Origin of the sequence: Celeribacter persicus, assembly GCF_003050785.1 — a bacterium.
Lineage (GTDB): Bacteria > Pseudomonadota > Alphaproteobacteria > Rhodobacterales > Rhodobacteraceae > Celeribacter > Celeribacter persicus.
The window spans coordinates 120,634-143,416 of the sequence record NZ_QAOH01000005.1; the positions used below are offsets into that span (position 1 = coordinate 120,634).

The window sequence follows — 22,783 nt, forward strand, 5'->3', positions numbered from 1 at the left end:
AAGCCCTTTCGCGTTTTGCAAGGCAGACTCATGACATCTGATCTGAACACCCCCAATTTGATTCTTTTGGGCTGGTCCCAGTTTTTCAACGGCCAACTCGATCTCGAAGAATTCGAAACTCTCACCCCCGTGCGCCTGTCCGAAGTGCGCCGCCGTTCCATCGTTGTGCTGACGCCCGACCTGGAGCGTCAGGAAATCGCCCTGACCGGCGATCATGTGGCGACCGACATGGCCGTGGGCGATTTTGCCCTCACCGACGGCGAGCGCCTGATCCGCGTGCTCGACCGCAAGACGGTGATTTCCCGCAAAGCCGCTGGCGTCAGTGCACAGGCACAGTTGATCGCCGCCAATATCGACACGCTTTTCATCACCACGTCCTGCAACCTCGATTTCAACGAAGCGCGGCTCGAACGCTATCTCGCCATCGCTATCGAGGCGGAAGCCACGCCCGTAATCGTCATCACCAAGGCCGACAAGCCCGAGGATATGCCCGGAGAGGTCTATGCCGACCGCGCCAAGGCGCTCTATGACGGTGCCGAGGTGCTGTTGATCAACGCCAAATCACCCGATGACATTGCCCGGCTCGAACGCTACTGCGGCATGGGCCAGACGATTGCCCTTGTCGGCTCGTCTGGCGTGGGCAAATCCACCATCGCGCGGGGGCTCACCGGCAAGGACATCGAGGTCGGCGACATTCGCGAGGACGACGCCAAAGGGCGTCACACCACCACATCGCGTTCCATGCACCGGATGCACGCGGGCGGTTGGCTGATCGACACGCCGGGCATGCGCGAACTGGCGTTGCACGATGCCTCGGAAGGCATCGCGACGCTGTTCGAGGACATCACAGACCTCGCCACCCAGTGCAAATTCTCCGACTGCCAACACCAGACCGAGCCGGGCTGTGCCGTGCGTCGCGCCGTTGAGAACGGAGAACTGGACCCCGAGCGGCTTGAACGCTGGCGCAAGCTCATGGAAGAGGATGCGCGCAACTCAGAAACCATCGCGGAAGCACGTGAGCGGGGCCGGAAGTTCTCCAAGATGGTGAAAACCACCATGAAGACGAAAAAGGCCCGGCGAGGGGAATAACAGCCCCTCGCGCAGAACAAGGCGCAAAGCGCCGCCGCGTGATCGCCGGACCGGACCCACGGTCTGGCGATCACGCTCCCTCAGATAAAGGTATCAATTCCGGTTGCGAGGACCCGTCCCGGCCCTTACCTTAGCACCGTTCAAGGAGGCCCTGACATGACCGACACCACCACCGGCTACAAGGTACTGGCGCGCAAATACCGCCCGGAGACCTTTGCCGATCTGATCGGTCAGGACGCCATGGTCCGCACGCTGAAAAACGCCTTCGCCGCCGACCGGATCGCGCAGGCCTTCATCATGACCGGCATTCGCGGCACCGGCAAAACCACCACCGCACGGATCATCGCCAAGGGGATGAACTGCATCGGACCGGATGGCGAAGGCGGGCCGACGACCGAACCTTGCGGTGTCTGTGAACATTGCGTCGCGATTTCCGAAGGCCGCCATGTCGACGTGATGGAAATGGACGCGGCCTCGCGCACAGGCGTGAACGACATCCGCGAAATCATCGATTCGGTGCATTACCGGGCCGCCTCGGCACGCTATAAAATCTACATCATCGACGAGGTTCACATGCTCTCCACAAGCGCCTTCAACGCGCTTCTGAAGACCCTCGAAGAGCCGCCCGCCCACGTCAAATTCATCTTCGCCACCACCGAAATTCGCAAGGTTCCGGTGACGGTGCTATCGCGGTGCCAACGGTTCGATCTGCGCCGGATCGAACCCGAAGTGATGATGAACCACCTGGCCGCGATTGCCGGGAAAGAAGGCTCAGAGGTGGCACAAGACGCCCTCGCCCTGATCACTCGTGCCGCCGAAGGCTCCGTGCGAGACGCCCTTTCGCTCCTCGATCAGGCGATTTCCCATGGCGCGGGCGAGACCACTGTCGATCAGGTCCGCGCCATGCTGGGGCTTGCCGACCGGGGCCGTGTGCTCGATCTGTTCGACATGATCATGTCCGGCGATGCCGCCGCGGCTTTGGAAGAGCTTGGCGGGCAATATGCCGACGGGGCCGATCCGCTCGCCGTGCTGCGCGATCTGGCTGAAATCACCCATTGGGTCTCGGTGATCAAGATCACCCCCTCCGCCGCAGAAGACCCGACCATTGGCCCGGATGAGCGTGCCCGTGGCCTTGCCATGGCCGAAAAACTGCCGATGCGGGTGCTGTCGCGGATGTGGCAGATGCTGCTCAAGGCAATCGAAGAGGTCTCCAGCGCACCTAACGCCATGATGGCGTCCGAAATGGCGATCATCCGGCTCACTCATGTCGCCGACCTGCCGATGCCCGAAGATCTTGTGCGCAAGCTGACCGAACAGAACCCGCCGCCCCGCCCGCCCTCAGGGCCTGCTGGTGGCGGTGCGCCCGCTGGTGGCAGTTCGGCAAATGCGCAGGGCGGAACCATGGCCCCGCGCGGGCCGGTACACGGCCCGACGATGTCTTCGGGGGCCGCGACCGCTCCGGCGCAGGCTCCGGACGTGGCCCTTGCCCGCTATCCAAGCTTTCAATCTCTCGTCGATCTCGTCGGAGAGCATCGCGACATGAAGCTCAAGATCGACCTCGAATCCTATGTCCGCCTCGTGAGCTATCGTCCCGGCTTTCTCGAATTCGAGATGACGCCAGACGCCGATCCCGAATTCCCGCAACGCCTGCGCAGTCGTCTGTTTGCCTTCACCGGCCAGAACTGGGGCGTGACGCTTACGAAAGCGCCCGAGGACACCCAGACCCTGCGCGAAGTCGCCGAGGCCGAGGAGCGTGCGCTCAAGGCCAAGGCGATGGAACATCCGATGGTCGCGAAAGTGTTCGAGCTGTTCCCCGGCGCGGAGATCACCAAGGTGCGCACCCCCGAGGCCATCGCACAGGAAGCCGCCCTCGACGCGCTGCAAGAAGTTGAAGACGAATGGGACCCGTTCGAAGAGTGAACGCGCCCAAGAAGACACATTCAGGAGACAAGAGATGTTAAAAGGCCTTGGCGGTCTCGGCGATATGGCCGGGATGATGAAAAAAGCCCAGCAGATGCAAAAGGATATGGCCGAGCTTCAGGAAAAGCTCGAAACCATGACCGTAACCGGCGAATCCGGAGCGGGGCTTGTGAAGGCCACGGCCACCGCAAAAGGTCAGCTCACCGGCCTCGACATCGACCCGTCGATTTTCCAACCGTCTGAAAAGGAAGTGGTCGAGGACCTGATCCTTGCCGCGATCAAGGACGCGCAATCGAAAGCTTCTGACAAGGCCGAGAGCGAGATGAAGGCGCTGACCGAGGGGCTTGGCCTGCCCGCCGATTTCAAACTGCCGTTCTGAGGCCGGGAACACGAGAGTGAGCGGTCGGCAGGATATCGAAGATCTCATTGATCTCATGGCGCGTTTGCCGGGGCTGGGCCCCCGTTCGGCACGCCGTGCCGTTCTGCATCTCATCCAGAAACGCGGGCGACTGATGCAGCCGCTCGCACACTCCATGCAAATGGTCGCCGACAATGCCCGCGAATGCGTTCGCTGCGGCAATATCGGCACCGGCGATCTTTGTGACATCTGCGCCGACGAGCGTCGCGCCAATGGCGAGATTTGCGTGGTCGAGGATGTTTCCGATCTCTGGGCGATGGAGCGCGCAGGCGTCTTCAAAGGGCGTTACCATGTGCTTGGCGGCACTCTTTCGGCGCTCGACGGCATTGGCCCGGAGGACCTGCGCATTCCCGCGCTTGTCACCCGCGTGGGCGATGAGCAGGTGCGCGAAGTGATCCTTGCGCTTGGCGCCACGGTCGATGGTCAGACCACCGCGCATTACATCGCCGACGAGCTTTCCGGGCGCTGCACGGTGAGCTCTCTGGCCCAAGGGGTGCCGGTCGGTGGCGAGCTCGACTATCTCGACGACGGCACGATCACCGCCGCCCTCACTGCCCGCAAAAGTCTCTAATACAAAAAAACCCGGAGCCTCCTCAGGCCCCGGGTCTCTTATCTCGTCCGACGCGGCGATTACTCGTCGTCTTCGTCGTCATTGTCCGGCAGGTTAAAGAAGCTGTCGGCATCCGGCAGATCTTCCTCTTTCTCCTCGTCATCGGCGGAAAGCGAGAAGGTCTCCAGGCCCGCGATTGCGGTCGGAATCTTCGGCTCCGTATCCATCTCAAGAGAATCCTCGGTCGACAGAAGCTTGCGACGCTCATCGTCGGTCATCGCCGCTTCACGATTCTTCGCAGCTTTCTGAACGGCGGCATCCAGTTCGGACTGCTTGCACAGGCCAAGCGCCACCGGGTCGATCGGCTGCATGTTCGCAATGTTCCAGTGGGTACGCTCGCGGATCGACTGGATCGTCGGCTTGGTGGTGCCCACCAGCTTCGCGATCTGACCATCGGACAACTCCGGGTGGAATTTCACCAGCCAGAGAATCGAATTCGGACGGTCCTGACGTTTGGACAGCGGCGTGTAGCGCGGGCCACGGCGTTTCTCTTCGCCTTGGGCGGCGGCGTTGAACTTGAGCTTCAGCCGGTGCAACGGGTTTTCCTCCGCAATCTTGATTTCTTCGGCGGTCAACTGGTTGTTGGCGATCGGATCGAACCCGCGCACGCCACCCGCGACTTCCCCGTCGGCGATGCCCTGCACCTCAAGCTCGTGCAGACCGCAAAAATCGGCGATCTGTTTGAAGCTCAGCGTGGTGTTGTCGACCAGCCAGACGGCGGTGGCTTTCGCCATAATCGGTTTTGCCATGGGTCACACTCCTTAAAAATGCGGCTTTCCCCGGATACAATTTTCCCGTCGCCTGAAAGGGCTTTCCCCGAGTGGGGACGGTTCTCGTTGTCGGGGAACTTCGCCGCTGTATAGTGCGGATCGCAATCGGAGGAAAGAGAAAATGCGTCAACGGATCGTGAACGTACTTGTCGGACTGAGTCTGCTCTGGACCGCCCCTGCCCTTGCAGATGGCGAACAGGCAGGCGATTTCGATTATTACGTTCTCTCGCTGTCCTGGTCGCCGACATGGTGCGCCCTCGAAGGCGATGCCCGGAATTCGCCGCAATGCGATCAGGATTTCGGCTGGGTTCTCCATGGTCTCTGGCCGCAATATGAGCGCGGCTGGCCGTCCTATTGCAACACCACCGCCCATGACCCGTCGAAACGCGAAACCGCCGCCATGGCCGACATCATGGGCACGTCGGGGGCCGCATGGTATCAATGGAAGAAACACGGTCGCTGCTCCGGTCTGTCGTCGCGGGATTTTTTCGACCTCTCGCGTCTGGCCTATGAAAAGATCACCCGCCCGGAAGTCTTTCGCAAACTCAGGGACGACGTGAAGCTCCCCGCCTCCGTCATCGAGGAAGCCTTCCTGCGCGACAACCCCGATCTTGACGCCAATGAGATCACCGTCACCTGCAAATCCTCCCGCATTCAGGAGGTTCGCATCTGTCTCACCCGCGATCTGGAACCGCGCCGCTGCGGCACCGATACGATCCGGGACTGCACACTCGACAATGCGCTTTTGCAAAGCATCAAATAACCTGTGCACGAACACACAGACGGATTTTGATCTCCCTCATATTCGATATAAGAGATATATGTTTCAGTTCCCTTATCGCCCATAGGGGCCATGACGAAACGAAAGGGGACACCATGACCGTCACAAGCAACAAAGCCTGCTCCGACGCCGTCGCACGTGTATTGGCCGACACTTATATGCTCTATATGAAAGCCCATAATTTTCACTGGAATGTGGAAGGGCCGAAGTTCATCAGCCTGCATGCCATGTTCGAAGAGCAATATACCGACCTCGCCGCTGCGATGGACGATCTGGCCGAACGCATTCGCGCCTTGGGAGAATATGCGCCGGGCACACACGCTCAATTCGCCGCCCTTGCTTCTGTCACGGAAACTGAAGGACAGCTTTCCGCCGAAGACATGCTGCGCGAGACGGTGAAGGATTATGAGACCATTGGCGAAACGCTCAAAGCCGGGATTGAACTGGCCGATGAGCAAGGCGACGATGTAACCTCCGGCATGCTTGCCGACCGGCTCGAATATCATCAAAAACAGCTCTGGATGATGCGAAGCCTGCTGAAATAACGGCGACACAGCCCGAAAGACAGATGGCCCGCCTTCTTTGGCGGGCCGTTTCATCTCAACTCATATCGAGAACGATCTTGCCTATGTGTGCACCGCTTTCCATATGCGCATGGGCCTTGTCGGCATCTTCCAGCGCATAGGTGCTGTCCATCACCGGACCGATCTGCCCTGCCTCGATCAGCGGCCAAACCTTTGCCATGAGCGCCTCGGCGATCTTGGCCTTGGCCTCATTCGACTGCGGGCGCAGGTTCGATCCCGTAAACGTCAGGCGTTTGAGCATGACCTGAGCAATATTCACCTCGGATTTCGCGCCTTGCAGGAAAGCGATGTTCACCAGCCGCCCCTCTGTCGCCAAGGCCTTGAGGTTGCGCGGGAAATACGCCCCACCCACCATGTCGAGGATCAGGTTCATTCCGCCCTCGGCCTTCGCCACTTCGACGAAATCTTCGTCGCGGTAGTTGATTGCACGCTCCGCCCCAAGCGCTTCGCAGGCTTTACATTTCTCATCCGAACCGGCAGTCACAAAGACGCGTGCGCTAAAGGCCCGCGCCAACTGGATCGCCGTCGTCCCGATCCCGGACGAGCCGCCATGCACCAGAAAGCGTTCCCCGGCCTGCAAACCGCCGCGCATGAACACGTTCGACCAGACCGTAAAGAATGTCTCCGGCAGGCAGGCCGCCTCTTTCAGAGACATCCCCTTCGGCACCGGCAGAGCATGGGCCGCAGGGGTCGCGACATATTCCGCGTAACCACCGCCGGGCAGCAGCGCGCAGACCTGATCTCCGACAGCCCAGTCACTGACCGCAACGCCCACGGCCACGACCTCCCCCGCAGCCTCCAGCCCCGGAAGATCGGAGGCCCCCGGCGGCGGATTGTAGAGCCCCGCGCGTTGCAATGCGTCGGGGCGGTTCACACCGGCAAAAGCCACCCTGATCACAATCTCATCCGCGGCGGGTTTCGGCACGGAACGGGTGCAGAGCTTCAAAACCTCCGGCCCACCGGGCTCGGAAATTTCCACGGCGCGCATCGTTTCGGGCAGGTTCATTGCGACATCTCCGCACCGTTTTTCCGAGTGCCGGGCACATCAGGGCGGCGTGCGCCCGCAGGCGCCTTGACCATAGACAAAACCGCATTGGGCAGCGCGAACATCGCCGAAAGCGTCTTGTTCTCCCGCACAGTCGCCTTGGCCTTTTCGATCTGCATCACATCGTCGATGCGGCGATCGAGAAAGGCCTTGGTATCCACGAAGCCCTCGCTATCATCGCCCAGCCAGAAGAGGACGACCGAGGCAAACACCCCCGACAGCGTCGCGCGTTTGGTGTACCAGTTCACATCCTCGGACGTGTCCCCAAGCGCGGTCCAGATCGCATCCACCGTTTCCCAGACCAACCGCGTCCCTTCCGGGGCAAGATGCGGCAGGGAGAACAGCGACATGCCCCGGCGCACCACTTCGCGATCCACAACCTGAAGCCGGAGCCAGACAGCATGGGCGATCTTGTCGCGAAAGCGCATTGCCGACATATCGGCCTCGGCCAGTTCGCGGAGCATTTCCCGGTCGCCGCGCTTGTGATACGCCGCCGCGAGATCGACCGATCCACGCGGCGCGGCCACCTTGGCCAAGGCCTCTGAGACACCCGAATCAGCCACTGCCGCCTTGAAGGTTTGTGGCCCCCAACCGTCGAAAACCACATGGATCAACGCCGCATCGAGCAGCTTTTCACGGGTCGGATCGGGATAAGCGGTGCCTGGCATGTCTTTGTCCTCTGTTAAACGCGGGCTGGTTGAGCCGCATAGTAGACAAGCTAGGATGACTTTGCTATACGGCCACCTCCTGCAATTTTTGCAAATCTAACTTAGGAAGGTGGTGACACCACATGCAGGTTAGCGTTCGTGACAACAACGTCGATCAGGCCCTCCGGGCACTGAAAAAGAAACTTCAACGCGAAGGCGTTTTCCGCGAAATGAAGCTCAAACAACATTTCGAGAAGCCGTCCGTGAAGAAAGCGCGCGAGAAGGCCGAGGCCGTCCGCCGTGCCCGCAAGCTGGCTCGTAAAAAAGCTCAGCGCGAAGGCATGCTCTAATTAGAGCGAGTTCGACGTTTCGAACGGTCCTTCGGGACAGATAAAAATACAACCCCCGGCAGCTTACGCTCCGGGGGTTTGTTTTTGGCTTTCTGTGCTCAGCCCTTACGGCGTGGCACGGCATCCCCGCCTCTGACGCCTTTGCGATGTGGCTTGGGTTTGCCGGGGCGCTTGAATTTACCTTCCGGTTTCGCACCCGGTTTACCCGTGGGCTTACCGCCCGGCTTGCCATCCTTGTGGAATTTCGCCTTGGGCTTGCCGCCCTCACTGCCATGCCGGGGCTTGCGCGGTTTTGCTGGCGCATGGACCGTATCATCGCGCTCTTTGCGAGCCGGTTTCTCGAACTTCGGTTTTTCGAATTTCGGCTTATCGGCTCTGGGGCGCTCTTGCGGAACCCTCTCGCTCATATACTCCTCGGCGGAGGTGTTGCCGCGCGGCTTCTCGAAGCGCGGCTTGTCCTTGGGCCGGAACGCCTTTTGCGGTCTCCCCGCAGGGCTGCGCCGCCCGCCTTGCATCGCGGGCTCGCCCTCAAGCGCGGTCACGGTGACCCCATCCTCAAGTACATTGCCCGCCCCAAGTCGATCGAGAAAACCGGGCAGCGCGGCTTCCTGCAATTCCACGAAGGTTTCCGTGTCCTGCATCCGGATCTTGCCGATCTGCGCTTTCTCAAGATTGCCAGCGCGGCACAAGAGCGGCAGAAGCCAGCGCGGCTCCGCATTGCCATCACGCCCGACCGACAGGGACACCCATTTCGACGGCCCGAAAGCGGCGCGCGCATCCTGCGGACGTTTGTCGGTGTGGACGTTCAATTCCTCCGGCGCGGAAAGACCCGCGCGATAAAGGCGCAGACAGGCGGCGGCCACCTGCTCCGGGCTGAATTTCTCAAGGAGTTTCGCGGCAAAGGCTTGATCATCCTCGGACAATTCCGCCTCCCAAGCCGGATCGTCCATCAACCGGCTCTCGTCAAGCGCAAGGATTTCTTCGGCGGTCGGCGCATGGGTCCATTCCGCCTCGATCTTGGCCCATTTCAACAGGCGCGCGGCCTTTTTCGAGATGTTATCCGGTGCGATCAGAGCCGAAATCCCCTTGCGCCCGGCCCGCCCGGTCCGTCCGGAGCGGTGCAGCAACCCTTCGGTGTTGGTCGGCAGATCGGCATGGATCACCAGTTCCAGATTGGGCAAGTCGATGCCCCGCGCCGCCACATCGGTGGCCACACAAACCCGCGCACGCCCGTCGCGGAGCGCCTGCAATGCATGGCTACGTTCGTCCTGCGACAACTCACCCGACAGGCTTACGACGGCAAAGCCTCGGTTCGAGAACCGCGCCGTCAGACGCGCCACGGCGGCTCGGGTGTTGGCGAAGACGATGGAGGTCTGACTGTCGTGATAGCGCAAGAGGTTGATGATCGCGTGCTCGGCATCGCGGGGGGCACATTGGATCACCTGATAGGTGATGTCACTGTGCTGTTCGCGCTCGCTGATCGTGGTGACACGCACGGCATCGCGTTGATACGTCTTGGCAATCTCGGCGATGGATTTCGAAACCGTGGCCGAGAACAAAAGCGTGCGCCGCTCTTCCGGCGCTTCACCCAGCATGAATTCGAGATCTTCGCGGAACCCGAGATCGAGCATTTCATCCGCCTCATCCAGCACGATGGCACGAATGTCCGACAAATCCAGAGCCCCGCGCGTGATGTGGTCGCGCAACCGCCCCGGCGTGCCGACAACGATATGTGCGCCGCGCTCAAGACTGCGCCGTTCGGTACGTGCATCCATACCACCGATACAGGTCGAAATCCGCGCACCGGTCTTGGCGTAAAGCCATCCCAGCTCGCGGGCAACCTGCATCGCCAACTCGCGGGTGGGGGCCACGACAAGAGCCAGCGGGTTCCCCGCATGATAGAAACGATCCGCCTCACCCAGAAGCGTTGACGCAATAGCGAGACCGAAGCCCACGGTTTTGCCCGACCCCGTCTGGGCCGATACCAAAAGATCCGCCTCCGCAAGCTCGGGGGCGGTGACGGCAGTTTGCACGTCGGTCAGAGTATCGAACCCGCGCTCGGCGAGGGCGTCGGAGAGAGGCGTCAGCATCAGGGGAAAATCCGTATGGGCGCCCAAACACAGGCGCAAGATAGCGTCCTTTAGCGGGTTTGTTGGCAGGAGTCCACAGGTCGTGGAGAGGACTGCATCTCGGTCCACACCATTGTTTGAGTATTTTCCCCAAGAAGAAGGGGCTAATCCCGCCGCGACCTCGCGTTAAGGTTAATCAGTTTAAGGTTAACGCGTGGGAAAGGATTGGCAACAGCGGGACGTCAGACCTCTATATTCCCAATCTTCTCCCATTCCGCATCCGTAAACACCCGCGCTTTCGACAGGAAACACCTGCCCCGTCCGGTATCGAGCGAAAACCCCGCACCATGGCCGGGACCCGCATCGAGGATCATCTGGCTGTGTTTCCAAATCTCGAAAAGTGCGGCGGAAACCCAAACCTCGGCGCCAGCAACTTCGCCAAGTTTCACATCGCGCATCCCGATCAGGTAGTCGCCCTTTCGGTAGCACATCGGCGAGGAGCCATCGCAACAGCCGCCGGACTGAACAAATACAACAGGACCGTGCTCGGCGACGATCTCGGACAGAAGATCAAGGGCGGCCTCTGTGGCGATCACACGTTCAACGGGCATGGCAAACTTCCTGAGCATCGTTTCATAAGACACAAACACCCCGCCATGAGCTTCTATTGCATCGGCGAAGCGTCATGCTTCCGGATATCGGACGGAAGGGTGCGGGGCGTGGCCCTATAGGGGGAGGAGATCACGCGCCCCGCAGGCGGTTAAGCTCAGAAGAAACCGAGCTTATTCGGGTTGTAGGAGACGAGCATGTTTTTCGTCTGCTGGTAGTGGTCGAGCATCATCTTGTGGGTCTCGCGCCCGATGCCGGACTGTTTATAGCCCCCGAAAGCCGCGTGGGCCGGGTAGGCGTGGTAGTTGTTGACCCAGACACGGCCCGCCTCGATGTGACGACCGAAACGGTAGGCGCGGGTCCCGTCGCGGGTCCAGACACCGGCCCCGAGGCCATACATCGTGTCATTGGCGATATGGAGCGCTTCTTCTTCGTCCTTGAAGGTGGTTACGGAAACGACCGGACCAAAGATTTCCTCCTGGAAAACGCGCATCTTGTTGTGACCTTTCAGGATGGTCGGCTGGATGTAATAGCCGCCCGCCAGGTCGCCGTTAAACCGCGCCGCGTCGCCACCAACCAGAACTTCGGCGCCCTCTTCGCGACCGATGGTCAGATAGGAGAGGATTTTCTCCTGCTGCTCGGCGGAGGCCTGCGCGCCGACCATGGTGTTGATGTCGCGCGGGTCGCCTTGCTTGATCGCTTTCACGCGGGCGATGGCGCGTTCGATGAAGGCGTCGTAGATGTCTTCCTGAATGAGCGCACGCGACGGACAGGTGCAGACCTCGCCTTGGTTGAAGGCGAACAGCACAAACCCTTCGACCGCCTTGTCGAGATAGGCGTCATCCTCAGCCATCACGTCGGAGAAGAAGATGTTCGGCGATTTACCGCCAAGCTCAAGCGTCACCGGAATGAGGTTCTCGGTGGCGTATTGCATGATCATCCGACCGGTCGCGGTGGAGCCGGTGAAGGCGATCTTGGCAATGCGCGAGGACCGGGCAAGCGGTGCGCCCACTTCGGCACCGTAACCGTTGACGATGTTCAGAACCCCATCGGGCAGAAGATCGGCGATGCATTCGATCAGAACCATGATCGCCGCAGGGGTCTGTTCCGCCGGTTTCAGCACGATGCAGTTGCCCGCAGCCAGCGCAGGCGCCAGTTTCCACGCCGCCATCAGGATGGAGAAGTTCCACGGGATGATCTGCCCCACCACGCCGAGCGGTTCGTGGAAGTGATAGGCCACAGTGTCCTCGTCGATCTCCGACATGGTGCCTTCCTGGCTCCGCAGAACGCCGGCGAAGTACCGGAAATGGTCCACGGAGAGCGGAATATCCGCCGCCATGGTTTCACGGATCGGTTTGCCGTTGTCCCAGGTCTCGGCGGTCGCGATGCGTTCGAGGTTTTCCTCGATCCGATCAGCGATTTTCAGCAGGATGTTGGAGCGTTCCCCCGCAGAGGTCTTGCCCCAGGCTTCGCGTGCAGCATGGGCGGCGTCGAGCGCCAGTTCGATATCGGCAGCATCGGAGCGGGCGACTTCACAGACCTTCTCACCGGTGATCGGGGTCGTGTTGTCAAAATATTTGCCGTTCACAGGCGGGGTGAACTTGCCGCCGATGAAGTTGTCATAGCGGGGTTTAAAAGGGGAAGCGTATTGTGCGCTTGCCTCGGCCTGAACGTTCATTGAGTTCCTCCTCATTTGGGCATGACGTCCTCCACGTCACGCTATGAGAGGAAATGTGACCGCTCACATAAGTGCCGGGCAACCCCCGCACACCGACGCTGCAACGCGGCAATGTCTCACCTCTGAGACAGGTTCCGGTCAATTTGCGCCGCTGTCGCTCAGACCGAGCCGGTTCATCCGCCGGTAAAGCGTCGCACGCCCGATCCCCAGTTCGCGTGCCGCAGCCGAGAGATTCCCCCCGGCTCGTGCAATCGCCCGCTTGAGCGCCGCGCGTTCGGCTCGTTCCAGAGCAGAGGTGGAATCGTCACGTCCAAGAATATCGGAGGCCGGGCGCGGCGCGATCTGACGGCCAAAGCCCAGCCCGTAGGCACGCCGTGCCGCACGGGTCGCACCGACGATCAGGTCGTCCTGATCCACCGCCAGAAGCACGGCCCCTTCGGGGCGCTCTTCCGGGGCAGCAATGATCCGGGCTTTGGGATAGGCGGCGCGAAACGCCTCGGTCTCGATCTGTTTCGCGGTCTGGGCAACGACACCAGCGATGAGGCGGGCATAAGCTTCGGTCTGATCGGCACGACAGGACGAGACATCCAGCGCCGCGATCAGCTCCCCGTCGGGGCCAAAGATTGGCGCATCCATACAGGACATCGCCGTGTTGCGGCTCATGAAATGCTCGTCGCGATGGATCGTCAAAGCGCGCGCCTCGGTGATGCAGGTGCCGATCCCATTGGTTCCCTCGGCCTCCTCCGACCAGTCCGCCCCGGTCCAAAGCCCCCAGGCCTCAAAAATATCCGCATCGGCATCCTTCGAGCGCTGGTCGAGCACCACTCCGTCGCGATCCGTCATCAACACGGAACAGCCGGTATTGCCGACCATCTGGAACAATTGATCGAGCTTGGGCGCGGCAAGCCCCATGAAGCCCTCCAGCCGGGCACGGCGTTCGGCGATCTCCGCATCCGAGAAGCGACGCGGCCCCGGATCGCGGCTCGGATCGAGCCCGTGTTTTTGCAAAGACCGCCGCCAACTGGCCGTCAGACGCGTGCCTACGGAGCCCGATTCGACGGTAGAAATGATGTGTTCAGCGTGGTTTGTGCGCATCCTGGCCGCCTCCTCCCAAACGCGACGTCCGACAGGCTTACCATGGGTCAGGCACATTCGCCAAATCGTGATCCTGCAAATGCAGCCTCAGACCGCCCCTCAGACAGGCAGGGCCGTGGTCTTGAACACGGTGCGCATGGCAAAGGAGGATTGCATGGTCTGCACGCCTGGAAGGCGCACGAGCTGGCGGTGCACCTCGGCGAAATGGTCGGTGTCGGCGGCCACCACCTTGAGGATGTAATCCGCCTTGCCCGCCATCAGGTGACATTCGAGCACATCCGGGACATTGCGCACGGCCTTCTCGAAGGCGGCCAGAATATCGTCCGCCTGACTGGTCAGCGTCACCTCGACAAACACAGTGCTGCGCCGATCGAGCGCCCGCGGGTCGAGCAAAGCGACATAATCGCGAATGATCCCCTCTGCCTCAAGCCGCTGCACCCGCCGGTGACAGGCCGAGCTCGACACATTGGCCTCCTGTGCCAGATCGGCATTGGAAATCCGACCGCGACGCTGCAAAACTCGCAGAATACGGCGATCCGTGTCGTCAAGCTTGGTCATCGCGCCATCTTCTCCCGCATTGGAAAGCATGCACGCAACAATCTCCCACGATTATTTTGTCAGGACAAGAGCGGCGGAAATCGCGAAACGTCACGTAGAATGGAGATGTGTCCCTTGCGGTGCAGCACACCGCACAAAGGTCCGCGGTCTCCCGACTGCGGACCTTTCATTGTTCTTGTCGCTCTTACTTCTTCAGAGAGTCACGAATTTCGAGCAGAACGTCGAGTTCGGATGGCCCGGCAGGAACCTCCGGAACGATCTCTTCCGGTTTTTCGGCCATAGATTTCACCTTATTGACATACCGGACAAGCATAAAGACCACGAAAGCAATAATCAGGAAGTTGATCACCGCCATGATGAAGGAGCCATAGGCAAAAATCGACGCCCCGGCTTCACGCGCAGCCTCAAGGGAGGTGCCCGGCGCAACCTCGCCGGAAATCACGAAATAACGGTTCGTGAAGTCGAGCCCACCGGTGAAAATCCCGATGATCGGGTTGATCAGGTCATCGACCATGGATTTGACGATCGCGGTAAAGGCCGCGCCAACGATAATCCCGACGGCCATGTCCATGACATTGCCCTTGGCGATAAACGCTTTGAATTCTTTAAGCATTTTGAGGTTCCACTTCTATCCCACTGAACACCGCACCTCTCCGGACACGGTCATGCACATTGCATAGCACAGAGCCGCACATGCGGAATGCTTTTTTTCCCATCGGAACGCCATAAGTTATGGCGCAAGTCGAACCGTTATCATGGAAAACCTATGGCCTTTCTCAATCACCCGATCACCGCCCGTTGGCCCGCCCATCATCCCGAAAAGCTCCAGCTCTACTCCTTCCCGACTCCCAATGGAGTCAAGGTTTCCACAGCGCTCGAAGAGATGGGGATCGACTATGAACCGCATCTCGTCACGCTCGCAGACGCTGATGTCAAAAGCCCCGAGTTCCTGTCGCTCAACCCGAACAACAAGATCCCCGCAATCATCGACCCGAACGGGCCGGATGGCGAACAGATCGAGCTTTTTGAGAGCGGAGCGATCCTGATCTATTTGGCGGAGAAGAGCGGCAAATTCCTCTCGAAAGACCCGAAGACGCGCTACGAGACAATCCAGTGGCTGATGTTCCAGATGGGTGGTGTCGGGCCGATGTTCGGCCAACTCGGCTTTTTCTACAAATTCGCAGGCGCGAAGATGGAAGACCCGACCGCACGCGAGCGCTACATCAACGAGACAAAGCGCCTGCTGAACGTGCTGGAACAGCGTCTTAAAGGTCGCGACTGGATCATGGGCGACTATTCCATCGCCGATATGGCCATCGCGCCCTGGCTCAACGCACTTGAATTCTACGGCGCGAAAGAGGTTGTCGGTTATCACGCGTTGAAAAACGTCCCCGCCTATGTCGAGCGCTTCTATGCCCGCCCGGCGGTCCAGCGCGCAAAAAACATCCCCGCACGACCGGAATAACGCCATGGACCCTGCCTGTGTCACCGGATAGCATATCGCCACTCAGATTGTTCAGGCAAAATTACCGATGACACAGGCCATTTCACATCAGCCCGGCGTCTCAAAAGCCGCCGAGACCCGCGTCACCCGCCTCTTCTTCCTTGCGATCACCGCCTATTACGTTTTGCAGATCGTTCAACGTCTGGCAATGGGTGGCGGTCTTGAGGCAGATGACGGTGAGATGCTCATGATGACGCCCGGAATGCAGTGGGGCTATGGCCCACAGCTTCCGTTCTACAACTGGCTTCAGGTCGGTGTCTTCGCGATTCTCGGCAAGACGCTGTTCGGCATCACCTTTCTCAAACACTTCATGCTCTGGGCCACATTTGCCCTGCTCTTTGTCGGGCTGCGGGCCTGGTTGCCCGCAAAGCAGGCTGCCATCGCCAGCCTGTCGCTGTTCCTCATCCCGGACATCGCATGGGAAGCGGAGCGGATCACCACCCATTCGAACGCCATGCTCGCAGCCATTTCCGGCACGTTCGCAGGCTTTCTCTGGGTGATGCGCACCGGACGCTGGCGCGACTGGATCTGGCTCGGACTGGCGGTCGGGATCGGTGGGATTTCCAAATACAACTACTGGGTGGTACCTGCCGCTTTGGTGCTGGTCGCCCTGACCATGCCCGAACCGCGAAAGGCTTTGCGCAGCCCTCGTGCCCTGATCGTGCCGGTCATGGCCGCCGCATTCTGTATCGGCCCCTATCTCTGGATGCAGGCTAACGCACGGCTTGCCATGGCCTCAGCGCATAAGTTCGAGTTGGATGAATCTCCGACGGCACTTCTTCCCGAAGGCGTCATCGAGTATCTCGGCGGTCTCGTCGCACTGCTGATGTTGCCCTTGATCGTTGCAGGTGTCATGCATCTGCTCTCGCGCAAAGCCTCACGAAACCAGAACACAGCCCCCTGGCTCCCCGGGCTGATGCTGCGCATGGCGCTGTTGAGCATGGTCGTCGGATTAGCGGTGGTGTGGTTCTCCGGCGCAGGCAAGGTGACCACGCGCTGGTTGCTTCCCATCGTCATTCCGCTTGTCCTTGCGATCTATCTCACGCTTGCACAGCGTATCAGCCGCAAGGCGACCATCGCCTTCACCCTCTCCCTGGCCCTGCTCGCCGTTGGCGTGTTCGCCGGGCTGGCCCATGACCGCTACAAGGACGGTGCCCGGCGCGATTTCGACTTCGAAGGTCTGGCGCAGCATATCGAGGCTTTGAAACTCCCTCCCGACACGGTGATTGTCAGCGGGTTTTACCTCGGTGGCAATCTGGCCTTGCTGCGCCCGGATTGGGATATCGCCTCGACCCTGCCCACCTCCATGCAGGACAGGGACGCCCCGCATGTGCTCTTCGTGAGCCGCTATGACGAAGACCTCGTCGCGCGGGCTGTATCTGTCGGCTGGAACGGGATCGAAACGGCCGTATTCGAACCGCGGGAACATATCGAACTGCCCGCACATCACAGCGATGCAACACTGTCGGTTTACTACCGATACGCACATAAGCAATGAAGATAGCCAGATGGCCATGACCTCCGCCCCTCGCTTTACTTCGATGTCAGAGCCCACACAGGACCGTATTTTTCTCGGCCTCGTGCTCGGGTATTTCATGGTCCAGACGATTTTGCGCACCGCCCTTGGCGGATCGTTCGAGATGGACGAGGCCGAAATGATCGCGATGGCGCGCGACTTCCGGCTTGGTTACGGACCGCAATTGCCACTGTTCAACTGGCTTCAGGCGGCGGGGTTCAAACTTTTTGGCGTCAACACCTTCGCGCTGACCGCAACCAAGAACGGATTGCTCTGTCTGACCTATGCGGGTGCCTATGTTGGGCTACGGCAGAAACTCCCCGTGCGTCTGTCGATTCTGGGCACGCTGGGGCTTTTGCTTTTGCCCAACCTGTCGTGGGAAGGACAACGCGCTGGCTCTCACACCATTGCGATGCTGGCGGCAATGTCGTGGTGCTTCTGGGTTTTGATACGACAATGGCGCTCGCCGCGGTTCTGGCACTGGATCGTCTTTGGCTTTCTTCTCGCGGCAGGCGGATTGTCGAAATACAATTTCTGGCTCTTCCCGCTGACGCTGTTTCTGGCCGCCTTCTGGCATCCGGAGCTGCGTGCCGCGTTGTGGCGCCGCGAAGCGCTGATCAGCCTTGTTCTCGCGGGTCTGCTGCTCATCCTGCCTTATGGCTGGATCGTCACGCATATGGATCAGGCTCTCTCCTCCACCCGGAAATTCTACTATTACTCCAACGAGTCCACTCTGTCCCCGCGTCAGCAAGGTCTCACGGAGTTCGTCACCCAGAGCCTTCTGGCGCTGCTCCTGACCCTCCTCACGCTGTTCTTCGCCTGGCTACCCGCACGCAAGACGCTGAGCAGCACTGGAGACGATCTGGGCATCGGGCCGTGGCTCATCCGCGCCGGTCTTCTGGGCTTGTTGCTCTCGCTCGGCGGAATCGTCATCTCCGGCACCAGCGACGTTCAGGCGCGCTGGCTGCTTCCCGCCCTCATTCCCCTCTCAGTGGGGCTTATGGTTCGGGGAGGCACCGCACTCTCCACCCGCGCCAGCCGCAATATCATGCGGTTTTGCGCGGTTCTCGCTCTGCTTCTGATTGCCGCTATGGCCGACATCCGGCTGCGCGGGGCGGGATCGGATTCCATGCGGGTCGACCTTCTGGCCGATGAAATCGAGAGCCACTGTGCCCCGGGCTCATCCATCGCTTTCGACTCCATGGGTTATTACTTCCTCGGCAATCTGAAATATCATCGCCCCGACTGGCTCGCCCTGCCCGCGCAACCGGAGCGCAGCGTGCCCGAGAGCGTCTCCTGTCTCGTTGTTGTGAACACGGATGAACCCGCCCGTGCCGAGGCTGTATTGCAGACATACAACGTGGCCTCCCGCGTGATCGGCATACCTCAGCATTTCACCGCAACCCTGCCCTATCGCTTCGAGCCGCCAGAGGTCACGAAAACCGTGCCCTACTTCATTATCCAACTAAAAAACGGCGCCCAATAGGCGCCGTTTCTCAACTTACCATCGTCTTTGGCCTTAGCCGCGCAACGTACCGCCCGTGGCTTTCTCCACCTTGGCGATAATTTTTGCGGAGAGTTCCTCAAGGTCTTTCTCCTTGAGTGTCCCCTCGGTCGGCTGAATACGCACGGTGATGGCCAGAGATTTCTTGTCCTCGCCAAGCGAACCGCCGATGAACTCGTCGAAGATGCGCACATCCTCGATCAGCGCCTTATCGGCCCCGCCTGCGGCATTCACCACGTCAAGCGCCCGCACGTCCTTGTCGACGACAAAGGCAAAGTCGCGCTCAACGGCCTGAAGGTCGTTGGTAAAGAACGCAGAGCGCGCAATCTTGTTGCCGCGCGGCATGGGCGCCTCTTCGAGATAGACGGTAAAGGCCACGGCCGTACCTTTCACGCCCATCGCCTTGAGCACTTTCGGGTGCAGCTCGCCGAACTCGGCCAGAACCTTTTTCGGCCCGAGGCAAATCTTGCCCGACCGGCCCGGATGGAACCAAGGCGAACACTCGCGCAGGATTTGCGCCTTGGCCGGCGCACCGATGGCGGCCAGAACGGCCTCCGCATCGGCCTTCGCGTCATAGAGATCGACCACACGGCGCTCGCCATGCACGTCTTTCGCCCCTGTTGCACCCACGCGCAGACCGGAGATTTGCGCACGCTGCTCGCCCGGCTCGCCACCGAAGAACGCAGGGCCGCATTCGAATAGGTTCAAATCGGCAAAACCGCGAGCTTGGTTGCGCGTTGCCGCCGCCAGAAGACCGGGCAAAAGGTCCGGGCGCATGTGGCTCATCTCGGAACTGATCGGGTTTTCCAGACGCACCGCATCCGTGCCGCCACCGAACAGCTCGGCGGATTTCTGGTCGATGAAGCTGTAGGTCACGCATTCGTTGAAGCCAAGCGCCGCCGCCTGATGCCGGGCCGCGCTTTCGCGCACCTGCATGGGTGTCAGGATTTGCTTGGCCACACCCGCCGGACGGCTCATCGGTTTCGGTTCCAGATGGGTCAGGCTCTCAACGCGCGCGACCTCCTCGACCAGATCGGCCTCGCCCAAAACGTCCGGACGCCAGCTCGGCACGTTTGCCATCTCGCCGTCCATCACGAAGCCAAGGCTTTCCAGAATGGCCACCTGACGCTCCGCCGGAATGTCCATGCCGACAAGGCTCTGCACCCGATCGGTATCGAGGCGATAAGCGCGGGACACATCCGGCACTGCACCAGCAACGACCACCTCGGAGGCCTCGCCACCGCAAAGCTCCAAAATCATCGCCGTCGCATCGTCCAGCGCCTGCATGTTGTAGGCCGGATCGATGCCGCGTTCGTTGCGGTAACGCGCATCCGAGTTGATCTTGAGCGCACGGCCGCCTTTGGCGATGTCGAGATGGTTCCAGAACGCCGCCTCAACGAACACATCCGTGGTCTCGTCCGAACAACCGGTTTCCTCGCCGCCCATGATGCCGCCGATGCTCTCGACCTTGCCACCGGAGAAGATGCACATCGCGCCTTCGGGCATTTTGTAGGTCTTCTCGTCAAGCGCCAGTAACTCCTCGCCGCCTTTCGCGCGGTCGATCACCAGACCGTCTTTCACCGTCGCCGCATCGAACACGTGCAGCGGACGGTTGCGATCATAGGTGAAGAAGTTGGTGACATCGACCAGAATGGAAATCGGACGCAGACCGATGGCGGTCAGGCGATCCTGCAACCATTTCGGCGAGGGACCGTTTTTCACGCCCTTGATCAGACGCCCGGCAAAGACGTGACAGCCGTCCTTCGCGGCCTCTGTGATCTCGACCGAAATCGGGTTCGGGAATTTGCCCTCGACCGTTTCCGCCTTGAGCGGTTTCAACGTTCCAAGCCCACGGGCCGCCAGATCACGCGCCACGCCATGCACGCCCAACGCATCGGGGCGGTTCGGCGTAATCGCGATCTCGATCACCGGGTCGACCTTCGCGGGCTGATGTTTCGCCAGCCAATCGGCAAACTCCATGCCGATCTCGCCGTCTTCCAGCTCGATGATGCCGTTGTGCTCGTCCGACAGCTCCAGCTCGCGCTCAGACGCCATCATGCCATGGCTCTCAACGCCGCGGATTTTGCCGACGGAAATGGTGATATCGAGGCCGGGTATATACATGCCGGGTTTCGCCAAGACGGCGGTGATCCCCGCCCGCGCGTTGGGCGCGCCACAGACAATCTGGGTCATGCCCTCATCCGTCTCGACCTGACAGACCCGCAACTTGTCGGCGTCGGGGTGCTGCACGGCCTCTTTGACACGCACGAGTTTAAACCCCTTAAGCTTGTTGCGCGGGTTCTCGACGCCTTCGACCTCAAGCCCGAGATCGGTCAGCGCGTAAAGGATGTCATCGAGGCTGGCCTCGGTTTCCAGATGCTCTTTGAGCCAGGAGAGTGTGAATTTCATTGGTTTGGCTCCTTTTTCGGTCTAGGGCCGTAAAGCAACATGCTCATTTCGTCTTCGGAAAGCAGATCATCAGGATGGGCATCTGAGCGAGCAAGCGTCATGGCCGAGACTTCTGTCTCTTTGCACTCAATAGACAGCCCACTGAACGTTACCTCATCTATTCCATCGCAAATTTTATCGTTCAAATTACGCACGGCAAAAAGTAGCTTCCGACAAGCAAGCACTACATCCTTGGGAGCATAAAGTACGATTGCGTTGAAGGTCAGGCGTGCAGCACGTTCAGCTTCTTTAAAATCATCAGTCCCCGCAGTACGGTATAGCTGGATGTAGGCTGTGAAAAATTCACTGTATGCCTTTCTTTTATCCGCACGAATTTGAAGTTTGTGATCTTCACTCTTCTGCTTGGGGTATGCTTTATAAGCGATCCACAAAGCGGTACCTGCCGCCACTAAAGCGGCAGAGAACGTCAAAAAGCCCTGTATGATACGAGGATCACAGATCACCCGTGAATCCCCCCCGCCAGCGTCGGCGTGCCAAGCGCACTAAACCCATAGTGACGCAACCAGCGCAGGTCAGAGTCAAAGAACGCCCGCAGATCCGGGATACCGTATTTCAGCATCGCCAGACGGTCGATCCCCATGCCAAAGGCAAAGCCTTGCCACTCTTTCGGGTCGATGCCGCCGGCGGTCAGGACTTTGGGGTGCATCATGCCGGAGCCGAGGATTTCGAGCCAGTCGTCGCCCTCGCCCACGGTCACGGTGCCGTTTTCCCATTTGCACTGCACATCCACCTCGGCGGAGGGTTCCGTGAAGGGGAAGTGGGAGGCGCGGAAGCGGGTTTTGACCTTGGTGCCGAAAAACGCGGTGTAGAACTCTTCGAGCACCCATTTCAGGTTCGCCATGGAGATGTCCTTGTCGATGGCCATGCCTTCGACTTGGTGGAACATCGGCGTGTGGGTCTGGTCGTAGTCGGAGCGGTACACACGGCCCGGCGCGATGATGCGGATCGGCGCGCCTTGGGCAATCATCGAGCGGATTTGCACCGGCGAGGTGTGGGTGCGCAGCACGTTCGGCGCGCGTTCGTCGCCCTCGGCGCGGTGCATGTAGAACGTATCGTGTTCCTGGCGCGCGGGGTGGTTCGGCGCGATGTTGAGCGCGTCGAAGTTGTGGAAATCGTCTTCGATCTGCGGACCTTCGGCCACGGCAAACCCGAGATCGGCGAAGATCGCGTAGATCTCTTCGGACACACGGGAGATCGGATGGATCGTTCCCTGCGGACGCTGACGCCCCGGCAGGGTCACGTCGAGCCATTCTTCGGCCAGACGCGCGTCCAGAGCGGCGTCTTCCAGCGCGACCTTCTTGGCGGCCAGAGCGGAGTTGATCTCATCCTTGAGAGCGTTGAGCTTCGGCCCCATGACCTGACGCTCTTCCGGGCTCATCTTGCCCAGTTCGCGCATCTTGAGCGCCACTTCGCCCTTTTTGCCGACCGCTTGCAGACGGATGTCTTCCAGCGTCGCCTCATCCCCCGCCTGCAAAATCGCGGTGAGGTATTTGTTCTTCAGATCGTCCATCCCGAACCCTCTGTTTCTCGTCCCCCGCTTGGTAACACGAGCGACCCAAAAGACAAG

22 protein-coding genes are annotated in these 22,783 nt (G+C 60.2%); 10 read left to right on the forward strand and 12 right to left on the reverse strand.

Features of this window, described 5'->3' with window-relative positions; all coding sequences use genetic code 11:
• The first annotated feature begins 30 nt into the window (after nucleotides 1-30).
• From rsgA to recR, 4 genes are all read left to right on the forward strand, one after another.
• Nucleotides 31-1,089: a ribosome small subunit-dependent GTPase A gene (gene rsgA, locus C8N42_RS08370; protein ID WP_107816112.1), complete on the forward strand. Its 1,059-nt coding sequence runs from the start codon at nucleotides 31-33 to the stop codon at nucleotides 1,087-1,089.
• Nucleotides 1,090-1,245: 156 nt separating this feature from the next.
• Nucleotides 1,246-3,009, forward strand: a complete 1,764-nt coding sequence (locus C8N42_RS08375) for a DNA polymerase III subunit gamma/tau (protein WP_107816113.1) — start codon at nucleotides 1,246-1,248, stop codon at nucleotides 3,007-3,009.
• A 34-nt stretch (nucleotides 3,010-3,043) separates the two neighbouring features.
• A complete protein-coding gene (locus C8N42_RS08380; RefSeq protein ID WP_107816114.1) occupies nucleotides 3,044-3,388 on the forward strand; it encodes a YbaB/EbfC family nucleoid-associated protein in 345 nt (114 codons plus the stop codon).
• Between the two features lie 16 nt (nucleotides 3,389-3,404).
• Nucleotides 3,405-3,998, forward strand: a complete 594-nt coding sequence (recR, locus tag C8N42_RS08385) for a recombination mediator RecR (RefSeq protein ID WP_107816115.1) — start codon at nucleotides 3,405-3,407, stop codon at nucleotides 3,996-3,998.
• Nucleotides 3,999-4,057: 59 nt separating this feature from the next.
• Here recR and C8N42_RS08390 read toward each other — a convergent pair whose 3' ends face one another.
• Nucleotides 4,058-4,786, reverse strand: coding sequence for a DUF1013 domain-containing protein (locus C8N42_RS08390; protein WP_107816116.1), 729 nt, complete (start codon nucleotides 4,784-4,786; stop codon nucleotides 4,058-4,060).
• A 142-nt stretch (nucleotides 4,787-4,928) separates the two neighbouring features.
• On the opposite strand from C8N42_RS08390, the gene C8N42_RS08395 reads away from it, so the two are divergent.
• Both C8N42_RS08395 and C8N42_RS08400 read left to right on the forward strand, forming a co-directional pair.
• The gene (locus C8N42_RS08395; protein WP_107816117.1) at nucleotides 4,929-5,570 is read left to right on the forward strand and encodes a ribonuclease T2 family protein; all 642 of its coding nucleotides are present in this window, start codon (nucleotides 4,929-4,931) and stop codon (nucleotides 5,568-5,570) included.
• A gap of 113 nt (nucleotides 5,571-5,683) precedes the next feature.
• On the forward strand, nucleotides 5,684-6,133 hold the full coding sequence (locus C8N42_RS08400) for a Dps family protein (RefSeq protein WP_107816118.1): 450 nt from the start codon (nucleotides 5,684-5,686) through the stop codon (nucleotides 6,131-6,133).
• Nucleotides 6,134-6,188: 55 nt separating this feature from the next.
• Here the strand turns inward: C8N42_RS08400 and C8N42_RS08405 are convergent, their stop codons facing one another.
• Nucleotides 6,189-7,172: an NAD(P)H-quinone oxidoreductase gene (locus tag C8N42_RS08405; protein WP_107816250.1), complete on the reverse strand. Its 984-nt coding sequence runs from the start codon at nucleotides 7,170-7,172 to the stop codon at nucleotides 6,189-6,191.
• A gap of 2 nt (nucleotides 7,173-7,174) precedes the next feature.
• Nucleotides 7,175-7,885, reverse strand: a complete 711-nt coding sequence (locus tag C8N42_RS08410) for a COQ9 family protein (protein WP_107816119.1) — start codon at nucleotides 7,883-7,885, stop codon at nucleotides 7,175-7,177.
• A 122-nt stretch (nucleotides 7,886-8,007) separates the two neighbouring features.
• Between C8N42_RS08410 and rpsU the strand changes: the two genes are divergently transcribed.
• Nucleotides 8,008-8,214 (forward strand): 30S ribosomal protein S21, encoded by a 207-nt coding sequence (rpsU, locus tag C8N42_RS08415; protein ID WP_058263026.1) that lies wholly within the window; start codon nucleotides 8,008-8,010, stop codon nucleotides 8,212-8,214.
• Nucleotides 8,215-8,312: 98 nt separating this feature from the next.
• Here the strand turns inward: rpsU and C8N42_RS08420 are convergent, their stop codons facing one another.
• The 6 genes from C8N42_RS08420 to mscL form a co-directional block, all read right to left on the reverse strand.
• On the reverse strand, nucleotides 8,313-10,304 hold the full coding sequence (locus C8N42_RS08420) for a DEAD/DEAH box helicase (RefSeq protein ID WP_107816251.1): 1,992 nt from the start codon (nucleotides 10,302-10,304) through the stop codon (nucleotides 8,313-8,315).
• Nucleotides 10,305-10,525: 221 nt separating this feature from the next.
• Nucleotides 10,526-10,894: a DUF779 domain-containing protein gene (locus tag C8N42_RS08425; RefSeq protein ID WP_107816120.1), complete on the reverse strand. Its 369-nt coding sequence runs from the start codon at nucleotides 10,892-10,894 to the stop codon at nucleotides 10,526-10,528.
• A gap of 155 nt (nucleotides 10,895-11,049) precedes the next feature.
• The gene (gene adh / locus C8N42_RS08430; protein ID WP_107816121.1) at nucleotides 11,050-12,570 is read right to left on the reverse strand and encodes an aldehyde dehydrogenase; all 1,521 of its coding nucleotides are present in this window, start codon (nucleotides 12,568-12,570) and stop codon (nucleotides 11,050-11,052) included.
• Nucleotides 12,571-12,708: 138 nt separating this feature from the next.
• The gene (locus C8N42_RS08435) at nucleotides 12,709-13,665 is read right to left on the reverse strand and encodes a GAF domain-containing protein (protein ID WP_107816122.1); all 957 of its coding nucleotides are present in this window, start codon (nucleotides 13,663-13,665) and stop codon (nucleotides 12,709-12,711) included.
• A 99-nt stretch (nucleotides 13,666-13,764) separates the two neighbouring features.
• A complete protein-coding gene (locus C8N42_RS08440; RefSeq protein WP_107816252.1) occupies nucleotides 13,765-14,223 on the reverse strand; it encodes an Lrp/AsnC family transcriptional regulator in 459 nt (152 codons plus the stop codon).
• 184 nt (nucleotides 14,224-14,407) lie between these two features.
• Entirely contained in the window at nucleotides 14,408-14,836 is a 429-nt protein-coding gene (gene mscL, locus C8N42_RS08445) for a large conductance mechanosensitive channel protein MscL (protein WP_107816123.1), read from the reverse strand.
• Between the two features lie 153 nt (nucleotides 14,837-14,989).
• Here mscL and C8N42_RS08450 point away from each other — a divergent pair, with 153 nt between their 5' ends.
• The 3 genes from C8N42_RS08450 to C8N42_RS08460 all read left to right on the forward strand — a co-directional run bounded on the left by C8N42_RS08450 (nucleotide 14,990) and on the right by C8N42_RS08460 (nucleotide 18,729).
• On the forward strand, nucleotides 14,990-15,688 hold the full coding sequence (locus tag C8N42_RS08450) for a glutathione S-transferase N-terminal domain-containing protein (protein WP_107816124.1): 699 nt from the start codon (nucleotides 14,990-14,992) through the stop codon (nucleotides 15,686-15,688).
• 67 nt (nucleotides 15,689-15,755) lie between these two features.
• A complete protein-coding gene (locus C8N42_RS08455) occupies nucleotides 15,756-17,225 on the forward strand; it encodes an ArnT family glycosyltransferase (RefSeq protein WP_107816125.1) in 1,470 nt (489 codons plus the stop codon).
• Between the two features lie 10 nt (nucleotides 17,226-17,235).
• Complete coding sequence (locus tag C8N42_RS08460; RefSeq protein WP_170109251.1) at nucleotides 17,236-18,729, forward strand: ArnT family glycosyltransferase; 1,494 nt, start codon at nucleotides 17,236-17,238, stop codon at nucleotides 18,727-18,729.
• A 33-nt stretch (nucleotides 18,730-18,762) separates the two neighbouring features.
• Here C8N42_RS08460 and pheT read toward each other — a convergent pair whose 3' ends face one another.
• The 3 genes from pheT to pheS are packed head-to-tail and all read right to left on the reverse strand — an operon-like array spanning nucleotide 18,763 to nucleotide 22,726.
• Nucleotides 18,763-21,156 (reverse strand): phenylalanine--tRNA ligase subunit beta, encoded by a 2,394-nt coding sequence (gene pheT / locus C8N42_RS08465; protein WP_107816127.1) that lies wholly within the window; start codon nucleotides 21,154-21,156, stop codon nucleotides 18,763-18,765.
• Nucleotides 21,153-21,659, reverse strand: coding sequence for a hypothetical protein (locus C8N42_RS08470; protein WP_107816128.1), 507 nt, complete (start codon nucleotides 21,657-21,659; stop codon nucleotides 21,153-21,155). The genes pheT and C8N42_RS08470 overlap by 4 nt, the downstream gene beginning before the upstream one ends.
• Nucleotides 21,656-22,726: a phenylalanine--tRNA ligase subunit alpha gene (gene pheS, locus C8N42_RS08475; RefSeq protein ID WP_107816129.1), complete on the reverse strand. Its 1,071-nt coding sequence runs from the start codon at nucleotides 22,724-22,726 to the stop codon at nucleotides 21,656-21,658. The genes C8N42_RS08470 and pheS overlap by 4 nt, the downstream gene beginning before the upstream one ends.
• Nucleotides 22,727-22,783: the final 57 nt, after the last annotated feature.